Source organism: Sulfitobacter sp. SK025 (assembly GCF_003352105.1).
Classification (GTDB): Bacteria; Pseudomonadota; Alphaproteobacteria; order Rhodobacterales; family Rhodobacteraceae; genus Sulfitobacter; species Sulfitobacter pontiacus.
This window is the reverse complement of record NZ_CP025808.1, coordinates 1,613,596-1,633,142: the sequence shown is the minus strand read 5'-3', so window position 1 is coordinate 1,633,142 and position 19,547 is coordinate 1,613,596. Positions and strand designations below refer to the sequence as shown.

Genomic DNA, 19,547 nt, shown 5'->3' with positions numbered 1-19,547 from the left:
GGGCATTTTCATTGGACCTCAAAACAAACAGCTATGTCGTGGACAACAAGAATCGGATCATCTCTGTCGGGTCCGAATGGGACGCCTTCGCCATAGAGAATGACGCGCCGGGGGCGACCTCCACCCATGTGCTGGGGCGGGAGATTTGGGATTTCGTCGAAGGGGCCAACACGCGTACCTATCTGTTCGGCGTGTTTCAGGCCTGCCGGATCGAACAGCAACTGTTCAGTATCCTTTACCGCTGTGACGGGCCGGATGTGCGGCGGTTGTACCGACTGACGATCTGGCCCTCCCCCGACGATAGCCTGACCATCGGCAGTATGCTTGTCCATGCGATCACCAGCCCCCCTCACCCTACGGTCAGCGCCTTCGAGGAATACTACGATACCACGCGATGTTCGGTCTGCTGCGCATTCCAGATCGGCGACAAATGGATCGATCTGCGCACCCCGCCAGATGCGGATAACTTCGCCAAAAGCTATTCCATCTGCCCCACCTGCAAAGACGCCGCACAGGTGGAGTTTGCGCGGATGAAACGAAAATCAAACATCATCCCCCTACCCCGCACCAAGCAGTGAGGCGCGCACAAAAGTGGGAAAAACATCGCGGATGCGGCGACGCCTAAAGCTGTCAATGTATTGAAATCAGGGAAAAAGTGGTGCCCCCACACGGACTCGAACCGCGGACCTACTGATTACAAATCAGTTGCTCTACCAGCTGAGCTATAGGGGCACTGAGGGAGCGTTTAAGAGATTGCTGCGGGCCGTGCAAGAGGGGAAATGTCAATTTTTTGCAGTTTTACACAAGTCGCAGGAAAGGCTATTGGAAAGCCGGTATCAGTAAGGGTGAGAAGACGTTCATGCAGTTGATTTTGCACACAGGTGCCCATTACACCGAAGAAGACAGGCTGCTGAAAAGCCTCCAGTCGAACCACGATCTTTTGACGCAGGCGGGCACGCATGTGCCGAGCCCCGCAACCTATCGTGGTCTGTTTCGCGATACGTTGAATGCGATGTATAAAACATCCGCCTCGGATGGGGCGCGGGATGTCTTGCTGGACGCGGTCATGGGAGATTCTGACGCGGATCGGGTGATCTTTTCCGACGCGAACTTCTTTCGCACCCCTGCAACGGCGGTTGTTGAAGGGATGCTTTATCCCGCCGCCCCTGTGCGGATGATGCGCATGGCGCAGCTTTTCCCCGAGGATGAACTGCAGATTTTCATGGGCATTCGCAATCCCGCGACCCTGCTGCCGGTGCTGTATGATGTGTCGGCCGATAAATCTCCGCCGCAGTTCTGGGGCGACAAGGATCCTCTGGATGTGCGCTGGTCCGACACGCTGGCGCTGCTACGTGATTCTGCGCCCGAGATTCCCGTGACCGTATGGTGCAACGAAGACGCCCCCCTGATCTGGGGGCAGATCATGCGCGAGATGGCGGGCCTGCCCGCGATGGCGCCACTGGACGGGGAATTCGACCTGCTGGAAACGATCATGCGCCCCGAAGGCATGAAACGGTTCAAATCCTATCTGGCCTCCCATCCCGAGATGACAACGGCAGAGCACCCGCGTGTGATCGCGGCGTTTCTGGACAAATACGTGATCGACGACGCGCTTGAGGAAGAGCTGGACATGCCCAGCTGGACCGAAGAGCTGGTCGAAGAGATGACCGAGGTTTACGACGAAGACGTTGCGCGCATTCAGGAAATTCCCGGCGTGCGGGTCATCCTGCCATAGCGGCGGGATCACCGCCTAAGGTCAGCTGTCAAATGGCAGGCTGCGCAGGGTTACGTTGCGGGCCTCGTCCCCGATGACGACGTGGAGCGACGCTTGCTTTGCATCCGATGCGATCATCCCGACGCCGATATTGGCCTTGAAACGTTTGGAATAGACGTAGTCGCTAAGCACACCGCGCGGCTGGCCTTTGTCGTCCAGCACGGGAATCGAATGTCCCGCCGCCGTCAGTGGCGCACCCGCGATGACAAAGCCTGACCTTTCCCGTTGCGCTCCTTCATCCGCAATACGGCGCAGCGCCTCTTTGCCGATAAAATCCTCGGGGGTCTCAAGATCGACCAGCTTGCCCAGGCCGATGTCATACGGTGTGCTGGGGTTGGTCTGAAGACGACCATCCGCCCCATAGGACACCAGCCCGCTTTCGATCCGTTCAACGTCATTGGGCGCACCGGGGCGGATACCAAAGGGCGCGCCTGCGGCCTTTACCATCGCCCACAGCTCGCCCCCGCGGCTGCTGTCCTGGAGATACATCTCGAAGCCGCCCTGTTTCGACCAGCCCGACCGCGCCAGCACCAGCGGGATATCCCCCAACTGCGTTTGCTTGAAGCCGAAATACCTCAGATCGCGCACCCAGTCGCCGAACAACGCGGTGATCACCGCCTCGGCCTTGGGGCCCTGAACCGCCAGCGGGGATACGTCTGGCTCGGCCACGGTCACGTCCCACCCGCGCTCTGCCGCGATGGCGCTGGCCCATAGGGCGATGTCACTGTCCGCAATCGACAGCCAATAGCGATCCTGCGCCAGCATGAGCAGCACGGGGTCGTTGATAAGCCGCCCCCGATGGTCGCACATGGGCACATAGCGTCCCTGCCCGATCCGGGTTTTCGACATATCGCGCGTGGTCAGATACTGGATCAGCCGCGCCGCATCCGGTCCCGACAGTTCGACCTGCCGTTGCGCCGCGACATCCCACATAGCCACACCGTTCATCAGCGCGTCATATTCCCCCTCGGGGTCGCCGTAATGCGCTGGTATGAACATGTGATTATAGACCGAGAAACAAGCCACGCCGTCTGCGACGGTCGCATCGAAATAGGCGGATTTGCGATTATTCGGGCCAATGCCGATCTGAAACGTCATGGGGGAGATCCTTTTACCAAGGCCCACCGTACCACCCCTGTGCCCTAACCCAAGGCGCGGGGGTCAGGGAACGGCGATACCATCAGGCGGGCGTTCGCTTTTTCTGACACGGCAAAGCCCCGCACATCAACCGGCATCCTCCCAAAGGTTGGGGATGCGCGGGCAATGGCGGGGCCTGGGGTGTGTCTAGGGTGTGAAACGCCCCCTCGGCATCCTTTGCCGAAGGGGCGCGTCAGGTTACTGCGCGGCCAGCAGTTCGGGCACGCTCAGCAGCACCACTTCGTTATCTGCAGCGGCATCCAGCTTGCGCCCGGATGAGAACGGCAGGTTGTTGTCCACGGCGACCATGATGTGCGTCTCGTCCACCCGCATCACGTCCTCGATGGTGAAGAACGGCAGGCTGAACCGCCCTGCCTCGCCGCCATCGGTTTCGATGCGGGCCTTACCCTCAGGGTCGGCGATGTTCATCAGGTCGATCTGGCCGATGCGGCGCACATAGCCCTCGGCATCCACATCGGCGGTATCGATCAGCACCACATGTTTGACCATCGCGGGGTTCGGGAAACAATCTGCCTGCGGGTCACCGGCGCATTTCAACGAAGGCTCGCCCTCGCCATTGTCACGCTCGATCACCAGCGCGCGGGTCTCGTCGATAAAGTTGAAGTCACCGATCGCCGTGGCCCCTTCGGCCAGCTTGAACTTGAAGCCCTCGCCCGTCCAGTCGCGTGCCTCGGGGTCAAAGGCCATGACGCGCAGGAAATCACCTTCGTTCTCGCCGCTCGCAGCCAGCAGAGGTTTCTCGAGCATGGCCCACAGCAAACCCGTTTCAGGCTGCAGCGCCATGCCCTCGTACCCGCCCGAGCGTGGCACGGTCCAATCCGTCCCCTTCACCGATGTGGCCGAGATACCGGGCGTGTCCGGCCCTTTCAGTTGAACACCATCCACCATCGTCGGATAGACGCCCTTGATCCGCCCGTCCAATGTGGCCTCGATCAGATAGGGGCCGAACTCCTCGCCGATCCAGATGCTGTCGCCGACGCGCTGGATGCTCTCCAGATCGAAATCCGCGCCGGTCAGATAGCGGCTGTCTGTCCCGCCATAGGAAATGCGGAAGGGCACTTTGAAATCGGGATCATGCAGAAAAACGGTTTCCTTGATCTCGACCTCGCCTGTGTCGAAATCAGCGTCCATCCGGCTGAAGAACAACAGCGTATCGGGGCTGTTCGCCTTGGAGCCAAAGCCGTTGTCCGTCAGCACATAGACCGACCCGTCCTCGGCACGGTTCATCGCGAAACCGGAAAACCCCTGCAACGGCTGGCCAATGAAGGGCAGGTTCAGCCCCGTCAGCCGTTTGCCATGCAGCCCGCCCGTATCGCCCGGCACCGACATCGGCACACCATTGCGCGCGCCACCAGTGAATTTACCACTGATCCACGCATCCTTCGGCGCATCCGCAGGCGGCGCGACAAGGCTCAGCGCAGGCAGGTAGGCATGGCCCGCAAGCGTGGCATCAAACGTCTCTTGCGCGACAGCGGGGACGGCAAGAAGGGACAGGGCAAGGGGAAAAATAGGGTGTTTCATAAGGGCTCTCCGTTAAAGACGGCCCCTGATGCGCGATTCTGGTAACAGCCGCGTAACGCAAAGGTGACGGTTCCACGACAGGCGCGGAATTGGGGAGAGACGTGATGGAAAGGTGGGATATTGGCGGAGGAGGTGGGATTCGAACCCACGGTACGCTCTCACGCACGCTGGTTTTCAAGACCAGTGCATTCGACCACTCTGCCACTCCTCCGCAGCAAGCACCGCATAGAGGGGTGTCAGCGATTCTGCAAACCTGGAAATGACGCGCACTGTGGCACCGTAACGCAAGACAGCGGCAGCCCGTGTTGGGCGGGTTCCGGCCGGGTGGGGAAATTTGCCGATGCCGTCCTGTCAGCCTTTCCAAAACCCCTGTACCCGCGTTAGTGTAGCGCAAAGACCCCGGCAATGGGGCATCAAACATGCCGTATTGACGGCGCGATCAGGCGGCGGCGGACAACGCCGCGCCAGCAGGCAAGGACGACGGACATGAACAGCCTCAGGCTACACCCTTTTTCTGGCAACCGGCCGCTGCGGTGCACGGTAGGGGTTTTGCTGATGATGACGACTTTGGCGGGCTGCGATGCGGTCGGTAATCTGACCGGCGGTCAGAAAGGCTCTGCTGCGGCACCATCCAGCTCGACCAAGCTGGTGGAGCGTGACGTCGAAGCGCCCGAGGTTTTTTCGGTCAGTGATCAGGGGCTTTGGGACGGACGCCCCAGCCTTGGCGGCGTCTGGGTCGCGCATCCCGATGTCACAGATCCCGAACGGGTGATCATCCGCAACGAGGCCAATGGCAAATTCGTCATCGGCGCGTTGTTCCGCCGTGAACGCGATCTGCCCGGGCCCAAGCTGCAGATGTCTTCGGATGCGGCGGCGGCCCTTGGTATTCTGGCCGGTGCCCCTGCGCCATTGAACGTCACTGCCCTGCGCCGTCAGGAGGTCGACGACACCCCTGCCCCCGACGCAGCCCCCGAAGGCACGATCGAAACCCCGTCGGAAGTGACAGAAACCACGCTTGATCCGGTCGCTGTCACGGCTGGTGCCGCGATTGATGCAGCCCCCGCTGCGGCCAAACCCGCTGCCCCTACGGCCCCGAAACCCGCGGCACCCAAACCTGCGTCTTCGCTGGCAAAGCCCTTTGTCCAGATCGGCATTTTCAGCGTAGAGGCAAATGCCGAACGCGCGGCCAACCAGATGCGCAGCGCGGGCATGTTGCCCACCGTCAAACGGAGCGAGATCAACGACAAGCCGTTCTGGCGCGTGGTGGTCGGCCCGGCGGCTACGAAATCCGAACTGACCAATTTGCTGAAATCCATCAAGACCGAAGGGTTCTCTGACGCCTACGCCGTGTCGAACTGACCCACCGCCAAAGGAAACTGCCATGATCCGTATTTTTGCAGCCACGATTGCCACCCTTCTGTTGGCCCTGCCCGCGCAGGCGTTCGAGACACAGGCCCGCGCGGCCTATGTGGTCGACCAGACCACCGGCACCGTGCTGCTGACCAAGAACGCGGATGAACCGCTGCCGCCGGCCTCCATGTCGAAACTGATGACGCTGTATATGGCGTTCGAGGCAATCGAGCGGGGCAAAAGCAATGGCGGGCTGGACCTGACAGAGGAACTGCCCGTGTCACAGCACGCCATGTCCTACGGCGGATCGACCATGTTTCTGGACACCACCGACCGCGTAAAGGTCGAAGACCTGCTGCGCGGCATCATCGTGCTGTCTGGCAATGACGCCTGCGCCGTGATCGCCGAAGCGCTGAGCCCCGATGGGTCAGAGGCCGGTTTTGCCCGCCTGATGACCCAGCGGGCGCAGCAGATGGGCATGACCAACTCGACCTTCGCGAACTCCAACGGCTGGCCTGCTGCCGGTCACCGCATGTCGCTGCGCGATCTGGGGCTGCTGGCCACCCGCCTGATCGAGGATTACCCGCAGTACTACCCAATGTTCTCGCAGCGCGAATTCCTGTTTGACGGGCGCGCACCGCAAAACAAGACCAACCGCAACCCGCTGCTGGGGCTTGGCATCGGCGCGGACGGGCTGAAAACCGGCCACACCGAAGAAGCAGGCTACGGGCTTGTCGGCTCTGCCAAACAGGGCGACCGCCGCGTTGTGTTTGTTCTGTCCGGTCTCGAAAGCGCCGCGGCCCGCGCGCAGGAATCGGAATCGATTGTGAACTGGGCCTTCCGCCAATTCTCGCAACGGTCCATGGGCAAAGCCGGCACCATGATTGCCGAAGCCCCCGTGGCGCTTGGGGCGCAGGGTGCCGTTGGCCTTGAACTGGAAAGCGATCTGTCGGTGCTGGTGCCTGTGTCCGGCGGCAGCGATGTCTCGGCCGAGGTGGTATATACCGGCCCGCTGCGCGCGCCCATCACCAAGGGCCAGAACATCGGCGAACTGGTGCTGACCCGCGGTGACCTGCCAGAGGTACGTGCCCCGCTGGTTGCCCGCGACAGCGTTGCCGCAGGGGGGTTCATGGTCAAACTTGAAGCCGCCGCCCGCCATCTGCTGACCCGGTTGAACGAAGGGCCAGAGGCCGCTTCGTGAGCACCGCGGCCAAGGGCCTGTTCATCAGCTTCGAAGGCATCGACGGCTCGGGCAAATCGACCCAGACCAAATTACTGAAAGACCGACTTGAGGCCGACGGGCATCAGGTCGTGCTGACCCGCGAGCCCGGCGGCTCCCCCGGGGCCGAGGAAATTCGCGCATTGGTCTTGCAGGGCGATCCCGACCGTTGGTCCGCCCGAACCGAGATCCTGCTGTTCACCGCCGCCCGTCGTGATCACCTGGAACGCACGATCCTGCCTGCGCTCGAGGCGGGCAAGATCGTGATCTGCGACCGCTTTGCCGATTCCACCCGGATGTATCAGGGGCTCAGCCGTGGTGACCTGCGCGGTGCCGTGGACCAGCTGCACAGCCTGATGATCGGCGTCGAGCCCGATGTGACTGTGCTGATCGATATGGACCCCGGCGAAGGGCTCAGCCGGGCCTTGTCGCGCAACACGGTCGAGGAACGGTTCGAGGATTTCGGCGAAAGCCTGCAGGTCGCCATGCGCGCCGGCTTCCTGTCGCTTGCCGCTGAATTCCCCGACCGTTTCGTCACCATCAACGGCGCTCAATCCATCGATGCGGTCGCGGCGGATGTGATTGCGCAGGTGCGCCCGCGTCTTGATGCGCGCTGACCCCTTTTCCTGCCGTCGCAATCTGCTAGACCACCTGACATGAGTGATGACGCCCCCCAGCCCGACCGTATCGACGGCGCGCGCCACCCGCGCGACACGCCGCAGCTTTTCGGCCAGTCGGCGGCAGAGGCCGCCTTCCTCGATGCTTTCAACTCGGGCAAGCTGCACCACGGCTGGCTGCTGACCGGCCCGCGTGGGGTGGGCAAGGCCACCTTGGCGTGGCGTATTGCGCGGTTCCTGCTGGCCACCCCCGATGCGGAGGACGGCGGCATGTTCGCCCCCCCCACCCCCACCAGCCTTGATATCGATCCCGACCACCCCGTCGCCCGCCGCATTGCGGCCGGGGGCGAAGGTGCGCTGAAGGCGATCACGCGCTCTGTTGACGAGAAAACCAAACGGCTGCGCAAGCAGATCGTCGTGGATGACATCCGCAAGCTGAACGGGTTTTTCCAGATGTCCGCTGCCGACGGCGGGCGCCGTGTCGTGATCGTCGACGACGCCGACCTGATGAACCCCAATGCCGCGAACGCGCTGCTCAAGATGCTGGAAGAGCCGCCCGCCCGCGCAATCATGCTGCTGATCAGCCACCGCCCCTCCGGCCTGCTGCCCACCATCCGCTCGCGCTGCCGGACCCTGCGGCTTGGCACCCTGACGCCGGATGATATGGCGCAGGCGCTCGGCCAGTCCGAGGTGGATATTCAGGGCGATCCCGCAGCGCTCGCGGCGCTTTCCGGCGGGTCTGTCGGCGGCGCGCTGTCCCTGTCGCTGATGGGCGGGCTCGCGATGTATGGCGAACTGGTCGCCCTTCTAGATACGATGCCGCGGCTGGACCGCGCCCGCGCGCTCAAACTGGCAGAGGCCGCCGCCGCCCGCGGGGCCGAAGAAAAACTGTCGCTGCTGTTCACGCTGGTGGATCTGCTGATGCTGCGATTGGCCCGCACCGGTGCCCTTGGCCGCCCACCCGAAACCGCCGCCGCCCAGAACGAGGCCGCAGTGCTGACCCGTCTGTCGCCTACTCCCGCCCAAGGACGGGTCTGGGCCGAGACCGCGCAAGACATCGGCACCCGCGCGCGCCACGGGATGGCAGTCAACCTTGACCCTGCCGCACTGGTCCTAGATACCCTGTTCAAGATGGGCGACGCCGCACCGCGATAGCCCACGCAAGACGAACAGGCAGGACCCCAGGCATGACAGACAGCACCCGCGACATTCACCCGATCACCGACAGTCACTGCCACCTGGACTTTCCCGATTTCGACGGTGAACTGCCCGATGTGATCGCCCGCGCCCAAGCCGCAGGGGTGACACGTATGGTCACCATCTGCACCAAGCTCAAGAACGAACCCGCCGTGCGTGCCATTGCCGAGGCGCATGCCCCGGTCTTCTATGCCGCCGGCACCCACCCGATGAGCGTCGCGACAGAGCCGATGGCCAGCTATGACGATCTTATGGCGCTGACCAAACACCCCAAGATGGTGGGCATCGGCGAAACGGGGCTGGATTACCACTACACTGCCGACAGCGCCGAGGCGCAGCAAGCCAGCCTGCGCACCCATATCGCCGCCTCCCGTGACAGCGGCCTGCCCCTGATCATCCACGCCCGCGACGCCGATGACGATATGGCCCGTATCCTCAGAGAGGAACATGCCAACGGGGCCTACCCTTGCGTGATGCACTGCTTCTCCTCGACGCAGGCGCTTGGCCGTGCGGCGCTGGATCTGGGGTTCTACCTGTCGATGTCGGGCATCACCGCCTTCCCCAAATCCCAGGACCTGCGCGACATCTTTGCCGACGCCCCCCTGGACCGGATATTGGTCGAAACCGACAGCCCCTATCTGGCCCCGCCGCCCCATCGCGGCAAACGCAACGAACCGGCCTTTACCGCCCATACGGCGCGGCGTGGAGCCGAAACCTTCGGCATCGATTATGCCAGCTTTGCCGCGCAGACGCAGGCGAATTTCGACCGGCTGTTTACCAAGGCCGCCCAATATCAGGACGCCGCCTGATGGCCGAGATGAAGATCACCATCCTGGGCTGCGGCTCGTCCGGCGGGGTGCCGCGTCTTGGCGGGCACTGGGGGGCCTGCGATCCGGCCAACCCCAAGAACGCAAGACGCAGATGCTCCATCCTGGTAGAGCGGATCACGGATGTGGGCACGACATCGGTGCTGATCGACACCTCCCCCGATATGCGCAGCCAACTGCTGGATGCGGGCGTCGGACGGCTGGACGCGGTGCTTTATACCCACTCCCACGCCGATCATGTGCACGGGCTGGATGACCTGCGGATGATTGTGATCAACATGCGCCAACGTCTGCCGGTCTGGGCCGACACGCCCACGCGGGAGGCGCTGCTGGACCGTTTCGGCTACGTCTTCATCCAGCCCCCCGGATCGTCCTACCCGCCCATCCTCGAGATGAACCATATTGACGGCGACGTGACGATCGACGGGCCCGGTGGCACGCTCTGCTTCACGCCCTTTCTGGTGAACCACGGCGGAATGGATGCGCTTGGCTTCCGCGTCAATGATGTCGCCTATCTGCCCGATGTGGCGCAGATCCCCGATGACATCTGGCCCCACCTCAAGGGCCTGCGCTGCTGGATTGTCGACGCGCTGCGCCGTGACCCGCATCCGACCCACAGCCATCTGGCCCAGACCTTGGGCTGGATCGACCAGATGGCACCGCAAACCGCTGTGCTGACCAATATGCACAACGACCTCGACTATGACACGCTGGCCGCGGAAACCCCCGACCATATCGAACCCGCCTTTGATGGCATGACCCTGAGCTTTCCGGTCTAGCCCCCGCCCGCGGGGTCCGGACTTCATTTTGCCCTATAAACTCCACGGGGGCGTGGGGGTGTGAAACCCCCACTCCGACAGCGCCACCCGCACCCAAGGCCATATCTCTCGTGCAAACGCTTCTCGAAGTCATCCTGCCCGTCTTCCTTGTCATCGGCTTTGGCTATGTCTCTGTCTGGCGAGGGTATTTTCCGGTCTCGGGCATCGACGGGGTCATGCGGTTCGCGCAAAGCTTCGCGATCCCCTGCCTGCTGTTCCAATCGATCGCGCATCTGGATCTCTCGGCCTCTTTCGACCCGCGACTGCTGTTCAGCTTCTACACCGGCGCGGCCGTCTGCTTCACGCTGGGTCTGTTCGGCGCGCGCATCCTGTTCAAACGCGACTGGGAAGACTGTGTGGCCATCGGGTTCTGCAGTCTCTTTTCCAACTCGGTCCTGCTGGGGCTGCCGATCACCGAACGCGCCTATGGGCCCGAGGCGCTGATCGGGAACTTTGCGATCATCGCCATCCACTCGCCGTTTTGCTACGGGCTGGGGATCACGGTGATGGAGTTCGTGCGCAACCGGGGCCAATCCGGTCCGGCCTTTGCGCGCAATGTGGCGCGGGCGATGTTCCACAATCCGCTGGTTCTGGGCATCCTCGCGGGCTTTGCCGTAAACTTTAGCGGGCTGGCGATCCCCGGTGTGATCGACGACGCGCTGTCGCTGATCGTACGCGCTGCCCTGCCCGCGGCCTTGTTCGCCTTGGGCGGCGTGTTGATCCAGTACCGCCCCGAGGGCGACAGCAAGACCATCGCCATGGTCTGCCTTTTGGCACTGATCGTCCATCCCGCGATTGTCTGGTTCATGGGCAGCGGCTTTGGCCTGCCGCAGGATCTGTTCCGCTCGGGCGTGCTGACGGCAGCGATGGCACCGGGGTTCAACGCCTATATCTTCGCCAATATGTATGGCCGCGCGCGGCGGGTCGCGGCAAGTTCGGTGCTGGTGGCGACGGTGGGGTCGGTGCTGACCGCGTGGCTCTGGCTCAGCGTGCTGCCATGATGCCCGTGCTCTATTCCTTTCGGCGCTGCCCCTATGCCATGCGCGCGCGGCTGGCGCTTCGGTCGGCCCGCCAGCAGGTGCAGCTGCGCGAGGTCGTGCTGCGCGACAAGCCCGCCGCCTTTCTGGCGACCTCGCCTAGTGGGACGGTGCCCTGTCTGGCGCTGGATAGGGGCGAGGTCATTGACGAAAGCCTCGACATCATGATCTGGGCTCTGCGCCGACACGATCCCGAAGGGCTGCTGAACATGCCTGACGCGGGATGGGACTGGATCAACCGCTGCGACGGGCCGTTCAAACAGGCGCTGGACCGCACGAAATACGCCACCCGCTACCCCGACGCCGATCCGGAGGCAGAGCGGGCCAAAGCCGCCGCCCATCTGGCGGCGCTGGACGCGCAAATTCGCACCTATATTTTCGACACCCCCAGCCTTGCCGACATGGCGATTGCCCCCTTCGTGCGGCAGTTCGCCTTCATCGACAAACCCTGGTTCGACGCGCAGCCCTGGCCGCGCCTGCAGGCGTGGTTGGACCGGTTCCTGACCGCGCAGGCCTTTACCGCCGTGATGGATAAATACCCGCAATGGGCAGAGGGCGACGCGCCTACGGTCTTTCCTGCCTAGGCCGAAAAACCCTTCGCCCCGCCCCCGCGTACGCTGCATTGCGGCACAAGTTACCCTACGTCACAAAGCCGCGCCGCCGCCCTGACAGCCGTCAGGCCGGTTGCCACAGCAGCGTACACGCTCCTAACCTCGGGTCGTGGTCCCACCGGATCACAACAACCGGGAGGAGATATAATGAAACATTTCAGATCAGGTCTGGTCGCCGGGGCGCTGGCCCTTGGCACCGCCTTTGCCACCCTAACCCCCGCATGGGCCCAAGAGCTGCCCCGCGGCGATGCGACCGCTTTGGGGTTCGACCCTGACCGGCTGGCGCGGATGGATGCCACCTTTGGCGCGCTGGTCGACAAGGGGATGACGCCGGGGGCCGTGCTGATGCTGATCCGCGACGGTCAGATCGCGCATCTGTCCACCATGGGCAAACGCACCCCCGACGGGGAGCCGATGACCGAAGACACGCTGTTCCGCATCTACTCCATGACCAAACCCATCACATCCGTCGCCGCAATGATGCTGGTCGAAGAAGGCAAACTGCTGCTCAACGCGCCCGTTTCAACCTATCTGCCCGCCTATAAAACCCTGACCGTGGTCACCGGTGAGAAAGACGCCGAGGGCAAGCCCGTGACTCGCCCCGCCAAAGGCGTGATGACGGTGCGCGACCTGATGCGCCATACCTCGGGGCTGACCTATGGCTTCTTCGGAGCCGGTCCCGCGCGCGAGGCCTATATCGCGGCCGGGGTCGCCTCGCCCGAGAACACGGCAATCGAACAGGCCAATCTGCTGGCGTCCCTGCCGTTGGAGCATGACCCCGGCACCACATGGGAATACTCCCGCGCGACGGATGTTCTGGGCGCGGTGGTAGAGGTCGCGTCAGGCCAGACGCTTGAAGAATTCATGAAGGCGCGTATTTTCGACCCGCTGGGGATGGAGGATACGGCCTTCTACATCGATGACGCTGCGGATTTCCCGCGGATCGCCGAACCCTTCGCCGATCAGGCCAAACTGGGCAGCCGCGATGTTTTTGACCCGCGCGTGCGCAAGCCGAACCAGTCGGGCGGCGGCGGGCTGATGTCCACGGTGCATGACTATGCCAAATTCGCGCAGATGATGCTGAATGGCGGAGAGTTGAACGGCACACGGCTGCTGTCGCCTAAGTCGGTGCAGCTGATGACCTCGAACCACCTTGAGGGCATCAAACCCGGCAAATACTACCTGCCCGGCCCCGGCTACGGCTTTGGTCTGGGGTACGCTGTGCGACTTGAAACCGGCAACGCCCCGTCAATGGGCTCCGCCGGTGAATACAACTGGGGAGGTGCCGCGGGCACCGGCTATCACGCGGACCCTGCCGAAGATATGATCGCGCTGCTGATGATCCAGTCACCTGCCAATCGGGGGCCGCTGCGGCTGATCTTCAAGAACCTCGCCTTTAGCACGCTGGCCGACAGCCGCGTCGACGATTGACCTCGCGGGGCCACGCGCCCTGCCCCATACCTTCGCGCAAAAGGCTCCTGACGTCGGGGCCTTTTGTCGTTCAGCACGACAGATCGCTGGCTTGCCACAGGGAAACCCCCTAAAATTTCACACCGGCCATTGTCAGCGGGATGGTCCGCGTTACGTCATCGCTTTGATTATAAAGGGTTCACATTGTGGCAACAGAAACACTCGGCGCGCTAAATCCTGTAACTGCGATCGCATTGGTCGGCGCGATCGGGGTGGGGTCTCAATGGATCGCATGGCGGCTGCGCATGCCCGCCATCGTGCTGATGCTGGTGGCCGGCATCCTGATCGGGCCGGTTCTGGGCATCTTCGACCCCGCACGGGATATCGGGCCGTTGATGGGGCCGATGATCTCTATCGCCGTGGCGATTATCCTGTTCGAGGGCGGTCTGTCGCTGAACTTTCACACGCTGCAGGACGCGGTCGGCGGTGTCCGGCGGCTGGTCTATATCGGCGCGCCCCTTGGCTGGCTGATGTCGGCGCTGTCGCTGCATTATGTGGCGGGGCTCAGCTGGTCCAGTTCTGCCGTCTTTGGCGGGATCATGATCGTGACCGGCCCCACGGTCATCGCGCCGCTGCTGCGCACCGCGCGGCTGTCGCGCCGCCCTGCCACCCTGCTGCAATGGGAGGCGATCCTGAACGACCCCATTGGCGCCTTGGCCGCTGTGCTGGCCTTCGAGGTCGTCATCGCCCTGAACACCGCCACAACAGCGTCCGAGGCGATGCTGGAGCTGTTTATCGGTGCCGCCGTCGCCACTGCCGCCGGTGTCGCTGCGGGGATCGGCCTATCGCGCGCCTTCAAACGCGGCTGGGTGCCCGAGTATATGAAGGTGCCCGTGCTCTTTGCCCTGCTGCTGGGGGTCTTTGCCGCGTCCGATGCCGTGCTGCATGAAAGCGGGCTGCTGGCGGTGACCATCATGGGGATCGTGATTGCGAACTCCAAACTGCCCAGCTACGAGGAAATGCGCCGCTTCAAGGAACATGCCACCGTGCTGCTGGTGTCGGGCGTGTTCATCCTGCTGGCCGCAGGGCTGGATGTCGAGGCGCTTGGCAACCTTGACTGGCGCGCGGCGGCCTTTGTCGCTGTGGTCGTGCTGGTCGCACGGCCTGTGACGGTGTTTATCTCGCTCGTCGGGTCGGGCATCCCGTTCCGCGAAAAACTACTGGTGGCCCTGACCGGACCGCGCGGCGTCGTGCTGGTCGCGGTCGCGGGTCTGTTTGGCGAACGCCTGCTCAGCCTCGGGTTCGAGGACGCGGCCCTGATCGCACCGCTTGCCTTTGCGCTTGTGGCGGTAACCGTGGTGGTCAACGGCTTCACCCTCGCCCCCCTTGCACGGCTTTTGGGGCTGACCGGTGCGGACACGCCCGGCGTGGTGATCATCGGCGGCTCGGACTGGACAACGCAGTTGGCCGAAGTGCTGAAGAAAGCGAAGATTCCGGTACTGATGACCGACCCCAACTTCATCCGCCTGCGCAAGGCGCGTGCGGCGGGGATCGATACATTCTCGGGCGATATTCTGTCAGAGGCGGCAGAGCAGCGCGTGGAACTCGTCAGCTATGCCACGCTGATCGCTGCCACGGATAACGACGCTTACAACACGCTGGTCACCACCGACCTGGCACCGGAATTCGGCCGCGAGAATGTGTTTCAGGTGATGCGCGAGAAATCCGAAAGCAGCCGCCACCAACTGCCCCGCACCCTTGGCGGTCGGCCCTTGGGCCTAGAGGCGACCCATGCGGAACTGCGTGATCTGATCGCCCAAGGCTGGCGCTTCCGCAGCACGCGTCTGTCCGAGGAGTTCACGCTGGAAGACTGGCGCGCCGAAAGCCCCGAGGCGCGGTTGCTCGCCCAGATCACCACCAGCGGCGAGATCAAATTCATGCGCAAGAACGAGGAGTTCAAGGGCGGCGATGGCATCCATGTTATCGCTCTGCGTCCGCCCGAGGAGTGATCAGACCACACCCACCCGCGCAGCATACTATCTGCGCGGGTATTTCAGCTTTGCATTAACCTTAATTGGACCATTTTTTCGCCACACCGGTCAGGCAGGTGCTTCAGTCATGTAGGTAACCAACTGAAAAGGCACATCTATGTTAGTAAGTTCACTTTTCTCTGGCGGCAGCCAGCAGTCTCAGCCCAAAGGGGCCGAGAAACAGAAAGATAAGTCCGAGACCGGTAACACCGAAAAGAACACCGCCAAAGCCAAAGACGACCAGCCGGCCGCGCAAGAGACGCAGCCCACCGCTGAAACTGCCCCTGCGCAGTCGTCTCAGGCCGCCGCCCCTGCGCAGAAAGCGCAAGCCCCCGCGGCGGAGGCTCCGGCCCCCGTCGCCCCAACCCCGGTTGCCACCTCGGAGGCCGAAGACAGCGGCATGAGCGAGGCGCAAGCCCGCGCCGCAGCCGAAGCCCGGATCGAAGCCGCACAGGCCCGCAGCCTGATCGACTCGATCGCGCCGGTCAGCAGCTCGCCCCAGCAGGCCAGCAAATCCTACCTGTCGGCCCTGCTGAAATCGAACGCGCCAACAGAGGCCGCATCAACGGCCAAATCCGCCGCTGAGCCCGTCGCCGACAAGGCCGACAAAGCGCTGAAAGCCGCCGCGTAACCCACGCAGCCCCGCCGCGCCCGAACACCCTTCGGGCGCGGCGCATGGTTCACAGCCAAGACAGACATCAAAACGCAGGCGCTGAAGCGCGCGAATTATGTATGATTATCAATAAGTTGAGATGGTGCGGGTGAAGGGACTCGAACCGTTGTAGGGGGTATAAAAACTACTGATTGATTGACCGGTTGCTGTCGGGCTCAATCTCTGAGCTACTCCCTATCTGTTGGACAGGATCTGGCGTAATTTAAGCTACTCTCTGCACCTGCCGATCGGGTTGATTGATATCATTTCTGTCAACGGCGGAGTAAAATTCGGCCATTGTGGCGGAGCAAAAGTCGGCCAGTTTGGGGCGAGCGCCTTGGAGCGTGCGGCCCTCATATAGCAAGCCCGGTCCAAGGCGCATTGGCCGTCAGGCCAATTCTGTGAGGTTCATTTGTTAGCGGCGGCGAGGCGGGCGCGGCTTTGATTGAGGCGGTAGCTTTCGCCGTTCATCTCGAGGATGTTGACGTGGTGTGTCAGCCGGTCCAGCAGCGCGCCGGTCAGGCGTTCGGTGCTGAAGGTTTCGGTCCACTCCTCGAAGGGCAGGTTGCTTGTGATCAGGGTCGACCCTCGCTCGTAGCGCTGTGAGATCAGCTCGAACAGAAGCTCGGCGCCGGTTTTGCTCAAGGGGACGAATCCCAGCTCGTCGATGATCAGCAGTTTGACCTTGGCGAGTTTGCGCTGGAGTTGCAGGAGGCGTTTTTCGTCGCGGGCCTCCATCATCTCGTGCACGAGGGCTGCGGCGGTCACGAAGGCGACAGGCAATCCTTTCTGGCAGGCAGCCAGTCCCAGCCCGAGGGCGACATGGGTCTTGCCGGTGCCGGAGGGACCGAGCGCGATCACATTCTCCTTGCGTTCGATCCATTCGCAGCGCGCCAGCTCCAGCACCATCATCTTGTTGAGCGACGGGATCGCCTTGAAGTCGAAGCTGTCCAGGCTTTTGATGGTCGGGAACTTTGCGGCCTTGATCCGGCGTTCCACCATGCGCCGTTCCCGGTCGATCAGTTCCAGCTCGGTCAGCCGGGCCAGGTAACGCACGTGATCTACGCCTTCAGCGGCGCAGATACGGGCCTGCTTGTCATGTTCACGCAAGAACGTGGGCAGCCGAAGCGTTTTGAGATGGTGGGCCAGCAGCAGTTCGGGTGCATCCGTCATGCCCCACCTCCTGCCAGCAGGCTCATGTAGGATGCGGCGGAGGTGGTGGTGATGTTGGTTCTGGGCAGGAAGGGATAGACATCCAGATCCAGCCTCGGAGGCCTTTGCTCGACCCTGCACAAGATCAGGTGCTTGATTGCATCGAAGCTGACCGCTCCCATTCGCAGGGCATCTTTGACGGCAAGATGCAGCACGTCAATCTCGAAGCGCTCCAGAAGGCGCAGGACCTGCACATACTCGCGCTTGCCGGCCTTTCCCTGCCGGGCTTCCAGCAGTCGGCGCAGGGTTTTGAACGCTTCGGGCAACTCCCAGCCCTGCAGAGGCGCGGCCTGATCGAAGGACATGATCTTGCGTTCGATCAGCGCCAGGTAATGCAGTGGATCAAACACCATGTCGCCGGTGTCATAGGAGCGCGAATGCTCAGCGATCACCTCGGCGCCGCAGCCGATAACAACCCGGGTCACGAAGCCCTTGATCCAGACCGCACGGTGGCCGTAGGCAACCGGCACCGAGTAATCATTGCCGCGATAACGCACCACCGATGTCGATGTGACCTGGCCACTTTGCAACTCACAAGCCTCAAAGGGGGTGCCGGGCAAATCCCGCATCGCCGCGAGATCGGCCTTCAGCCGTTCCCTGATGCTGACCTTGTGGCCACGCAGAACATCACCCTGGCGCTTGCGGCACTGCTCTTCCAGGTGAGCGTTGAACGCGTGCCAGTCCGGAAAGGACGGGATCGGCACCATGAAGTTGCGACGTCCGTAGCCGACCAGCCCCTCCACGGCCCCTTTGTCATTGCCCTTGCCGGGACGGCCATAGCGGTCCCGAATCACGTAATGCGACAACATCGCGCTGAACCGCTGGGTTCTTTGCCGGGAGCCATCCGGCAGAATCCGGGCTACCAGGCAGCGGTCATTGTCATAAAGAACCGACTGGGGAACCGCGCCGAAGAACGCAAAGGCATGGACATGGCCGTCAAGCCACGCCTCGGTATTGGCCGCAGGATAGGCCCGGATGTAGCATGCGTCGCTGTGCGGCAGATCGAGGGCAAAGAAGTGTGCCTTCTGCTCGACGCCGCCGATCACGACAAGCGCTTCACCAAAATCGGCCTGTGCATGACCGGGCGGATGGCTCAGCGGCACGAACATCTCCTTGCCGGTCCGCTTACGGTCTCGAACGTAATCCTTGACGATGGTGTAGCTGCCATCAAAACCGCACTCGTCCCGCAACCGCTCGAAAATACGCTTGGCGGTGTGACGCTGCTTGCGAGGGCGGCTCCTGTCTTCAGCAAGCCATTGGTCCATCTGGCTGGTGAACGCATCCAGCTTCGGGCGCCTGATCGGCGCTGTCCGCCGATATCCCGGCGGTTCCGAATAGGCCAACATCTTCGCAACACTGTCCCGGCTGATCCCAAAATCCCGGGCAATCTGACGCCCGCTCAATCCATCCTGGAAATGAGCGTGACGCACCTTCAAATACAAGTCCACGGTGTATATCCCCAAGCCCTCCCGAAATCCGAAAGGGCAAAAGTGGACGACTTTTACGCCGCCCGCGACAACACTATGCCGTCGCTACCGTGGCCGAGTATTGCTCCGCCGTTCACACTAAAGTCGATCTAGCCGCGTTCGGCGTCAGCTTGAACAGCTTGGAGCAGGGCGAATGGCTGCGCTTGATTACAGGCTCCTTTATCTCGCACGATGCGGATATGCTGGTTCGTCAACTGATGCTTGCGGCATTCGCTATAGGTTGGTTTGAATGGCGCAACGGGGCCCTGCGAACATTCGTAATGTTTTTTGCTCTCGATGTTTTCGGCACGCTATTATTGATGTTCGGCCTCATCGTATTCATCGGGTTTTTCAATTTCAGTGACTTCGCAGGGCTTCCAAATACCTATGACGTGGGTATGTCAGCCGGAGGATTCGGCTTGATTGGCGCAAGTCTCTACTATCTGAGTTGGCGAAAGTGGGCGATGACGGCGGGCGTCATGACGCTGGTCGTTAAGGCTGCGTTATTTCCAGAACCGATTGCCGATCTGGCGCATCTGATGATGTTGCCCACCGGATTTCTTGCTGAAGCGCTGATCTCTCGTGCCCTTGTCAAGTTTGCGGGGTGACTGGGGGGCGACACGTTCCAATCAATGGCACGCCTTTTGC

18 protein-coding genes and 2 tRNA genes are annotated in these 19,547 nt (G+C 62.4%); 14 read left to right on the top strand and 6 right to left on the bottom strand.

Annotated elements, in window-relative coordinates; all coding sequences use genetic code 11:
- The first annotated feature begins 11 nt into the window (after window positions 1-11).
- Window positions 12-578: a hypothetical protein gene (locus tag C1J04_RS07905; protein ID WP_009826695.1), complete on the top strand. Its 567-nt coding sequence runs from the start codon at window positions 12-14 to the stop codon at window positions 576-578.
- A 78-nt stretch (window positions 579-656) separates the two neighbouring features.
- Here C1J04_RS07905 and C1J04_RS07900 read toward each other — a convergent pair.
- Window positions 657-732, bottom strand: a tRNA-Thr gene (locus tag C1J04_RS07900).
- 127 nt (window positions 733-859) lie between these two features.
- On the opposite strand from C1J04_RS07900, the gene C1J04_RS07895 reads away from it, so the two are divergent.
- The gene (locus C1J04_RS07895) at window positions 860-1,735 is read left to right on the top strand and encodes a hypothetical protein (RefSeq protein WP_009826694.1); all 876 of its coding nucleotides are present in this window, start codon (window positions 860-862) and stop codon (window positions 1,733-1,735) included.
- A 21-nt stretch (window positions 1,736-1,756) separates the two neighbouring features.
- On the opposite strand, the gene C1J04_RS07890 is transcribed toward C1J04_RS07895, so the two are convergent.
- The 3 genes from C1J04_RS07890 to C1J04_RS07880 form a co-directional block, all read right to left on the bottom strand.
- The gene (locus tag C1J04_RS07890; protein ID WP_009826693.1) at window positions 1,757-2,872 is read right to left on the bottom strand and encodes a glycine cleavage system protein T; all 1,116 of its coding nucleotides are present in this window, start codon (window positions 2,870-2,872) and stop codon (window positions 1,757-1,759) included.
- 237 nt (window positions 2,873-3,109) lie between these two features.
- Complete coding sequence (locus tag C1J04_RS07885) at window positions 3,110-4,453, bottom strand: esterase-like activity of phytase family protein (protein WP_009826691.1); 1,344 nt, start codon at window positions 4,451-4,453, stop codon at window positions 3,110-3,112.
- Between the two features lie 121 nt (window positions 4,454-4,574).
- Window positions 4,575-4,664: transfer RNA gene (locus tag C1J04_RS07880), tRNA-Ser, on the bottom strand.
- A gap of 344 nt (window positions 4,665-5,008) precedes the next feature.
- On the opposite strand from C1J04_RS07880, the gene C1J04_RS07875 reads away from it, so the two are divergent.
- From C1J04_RS07875 to C1J04_RS07825, 11 genes are all read left to right on the top strand, one after another.
- Complete coding sequence (locus tag C1J04_RS07875; protein WP_009826690.1) at window positions 5,009-5,812, top strand: SPOR domain-containing protein; 804 nt, start codon at window positions 5,009-5,011, stop codon at window positions 5,810-5,812.
- A 22-nt stretch (window positions 5,813-5,834) separates the two neighbouring features.
- On the top strand, window positions 5,835-7,004 hold the full coding sequence (locus tag C1J04_RS07870) for a D-alanyl-D-alanine carboxypeptidase family protein (protein WP_005852693.1): 1,170 nt from the start codon (window positions 5,835-5,837) through the stop codon (window positions 7,002-7,004).
- Complete coding sequence (gene tmk / locus C1J04_RS07865) at window positions 7,001-7,639, top strand: dTMP kinase (RefSeq protein WP_009826689.1); 639 nt, start codon at window positions 7,001-7,003, stop codon at window positions 7,637-7,639. Before C1J04_RS07870 ends, tmk begins: the two co-directional genes overlap by 4 nt.
- 39 nt (window positions 7,640-7,678) lie before the next feature.
- Window positions 7,679-8,794 (top strand): DNA polymerase III subunit delta', encoded by a 1,116-nt coding sequence (locus tag C1J04_RS07860; RefSeq protein ID WP_009826688.1) that lies wholly within the window; start codon window positions 7,679-7,681, stop codon window positions 8,792-8,794.
- Between the two features lie 32 nt (window positions 8,795-8,826).
- Window positions 8,827-9,645, top strand: coding sequence for a TatD family hydrolase (locus tag C1J04_RS07855; RefSeq protein ID WP_009826687.1), 819 nt, complete (start codon window positions 8,827-8,829; stop codon window positions 9,643-9,645).
- The gene (locus C1J04_RS07850; protein WP_009826686.1) at window positions 9,645-10,442 is read left to right on the top strand and encodes an MBL fold metallo-hydrolase; all 798 of its coding nucleotides are present in this window, start codon (window positions 9,645-9,647) and stop codon (window positions 10,440-10,442) included. The genes C1J04_RS07855 and C1J04_RS07850 overlap by 1 nt, the downstream gene beginning before the upstream one ends.
- A gap of 110 nt (window positions 10,443-10,552) precedes the next feature.
- The gene (locus tag C1J04_RS07845; RefSeq protein ID WP_005852681.1) at window positions 10,553-11,482 is read left to right on the top strand and encodes an AEC family transporter; all 930 of its coding nucleotides are present in this window, start codon (window positions 10,553-10,555) and stop codon (window positions 11,480-11,482) included.
- On the top strand, window positions 11,479-12,102 hold the full coding sequence (locus C1J04_RS07840) for a glutathione S-transferase (protein ID WP_009826685.1): 624 nt from the start codon (window positions 11,479-11,481) through the stop codon (window positions 12,100-12,102). Before C1J04_RS07845 ends, C1J04_RS07840 begins: the two co-directional genes overlap by 4 nt.
- 174 nt (window positions 12,103-12,276) lie before the next feature.
- The gene (locus tag C1J04_RS07835) at window positions 12,277-13,560 is read left to right on the top strand and encodes a serine hydrolase domain-containing protein (RefSeq protein ID WP_009826684.1); all 1,284 of its coding nucleotides are present in this window, start codon (window positions 12,277-12,279) and stop codon (window positions 13,558-13,560) included.
- 185 nt (window positions 13,561-13,745) lie between these two features.
- The gene (locus tag C1J04_RS07830; protein WP_037954333.1) at window positions 13,746-15,548 is read left to right on the top strand and encodes a cation:proton antiporter; all 1,803 of its coding nucleotides are present in this window, start codon (window positions 13,746-13,748) and stop codon (window positions 15,546-15,548) included.
- 139 nt (window positions 15,549-15,687) lie between these two features.
- Window positions 15,688-16,200: a hypothetical protein gene (locus tag C1J04_RS07825; RefSeq protein WP_009826682.1), complete on the top strand. Its 513-nt coding sequence runs from the start codon at window positions 15,688-15,690 to the stop codon at window positions 16,198-16,200.
- A gap of 429 nt (window positions 16,201-16,629) precedes the next feature.
- Here the strand turns inward: C1J04_RS07825 and istB are convergent, their stop codons facing one another.
- Window positions 16,630-17,394, bottom strand: a complete 765-nt coding sequence (gene istB, locus C1J04_RS07820) for an IS21-like element helper ATPase IstB (RefSeq protein ID WP_009824782.1) — start codon at window positions 17,392-17,394, stop codon at window positions 16,630-16,632.
- The gene (istA, locus tag C1J04_RS07815; RefSeq protein ID WP_114865400.1) at window positions 17,391-18,890 is read right to left on the bottom strand and encodes an IS21 family transposase; all 1,500 of its coding nucleotides are present in this window, start codon (window positions 18,888-18,890) and stop codon (window positions 17,391-17,393) included. The genes istB and istA overlap by 4 nt, the downstream gene beginning before the upstream one ends.
- An 80-nt stretch (window positions 18,891-18,970) precedes the next feature.
- Here istA and C1J04_RS07810 point away from each other — a divergent pair, with 80 nt between their 5' ends.
- The gene (locus C1J04_RS07810; RefSeq protein WP_156775800.1) at window positions 18,971-19,507 is read left to right on the top strand and encodes a hypothetical protein; all 537 of its coding nucleotides are present in this window, start codon (window positions 18,971-18,973) and stop codon (window positions 19,505-19,507) included.
- The last annotated feature ends 40 nt before the right edge of the window (window positions 19,508-19,547 follow it).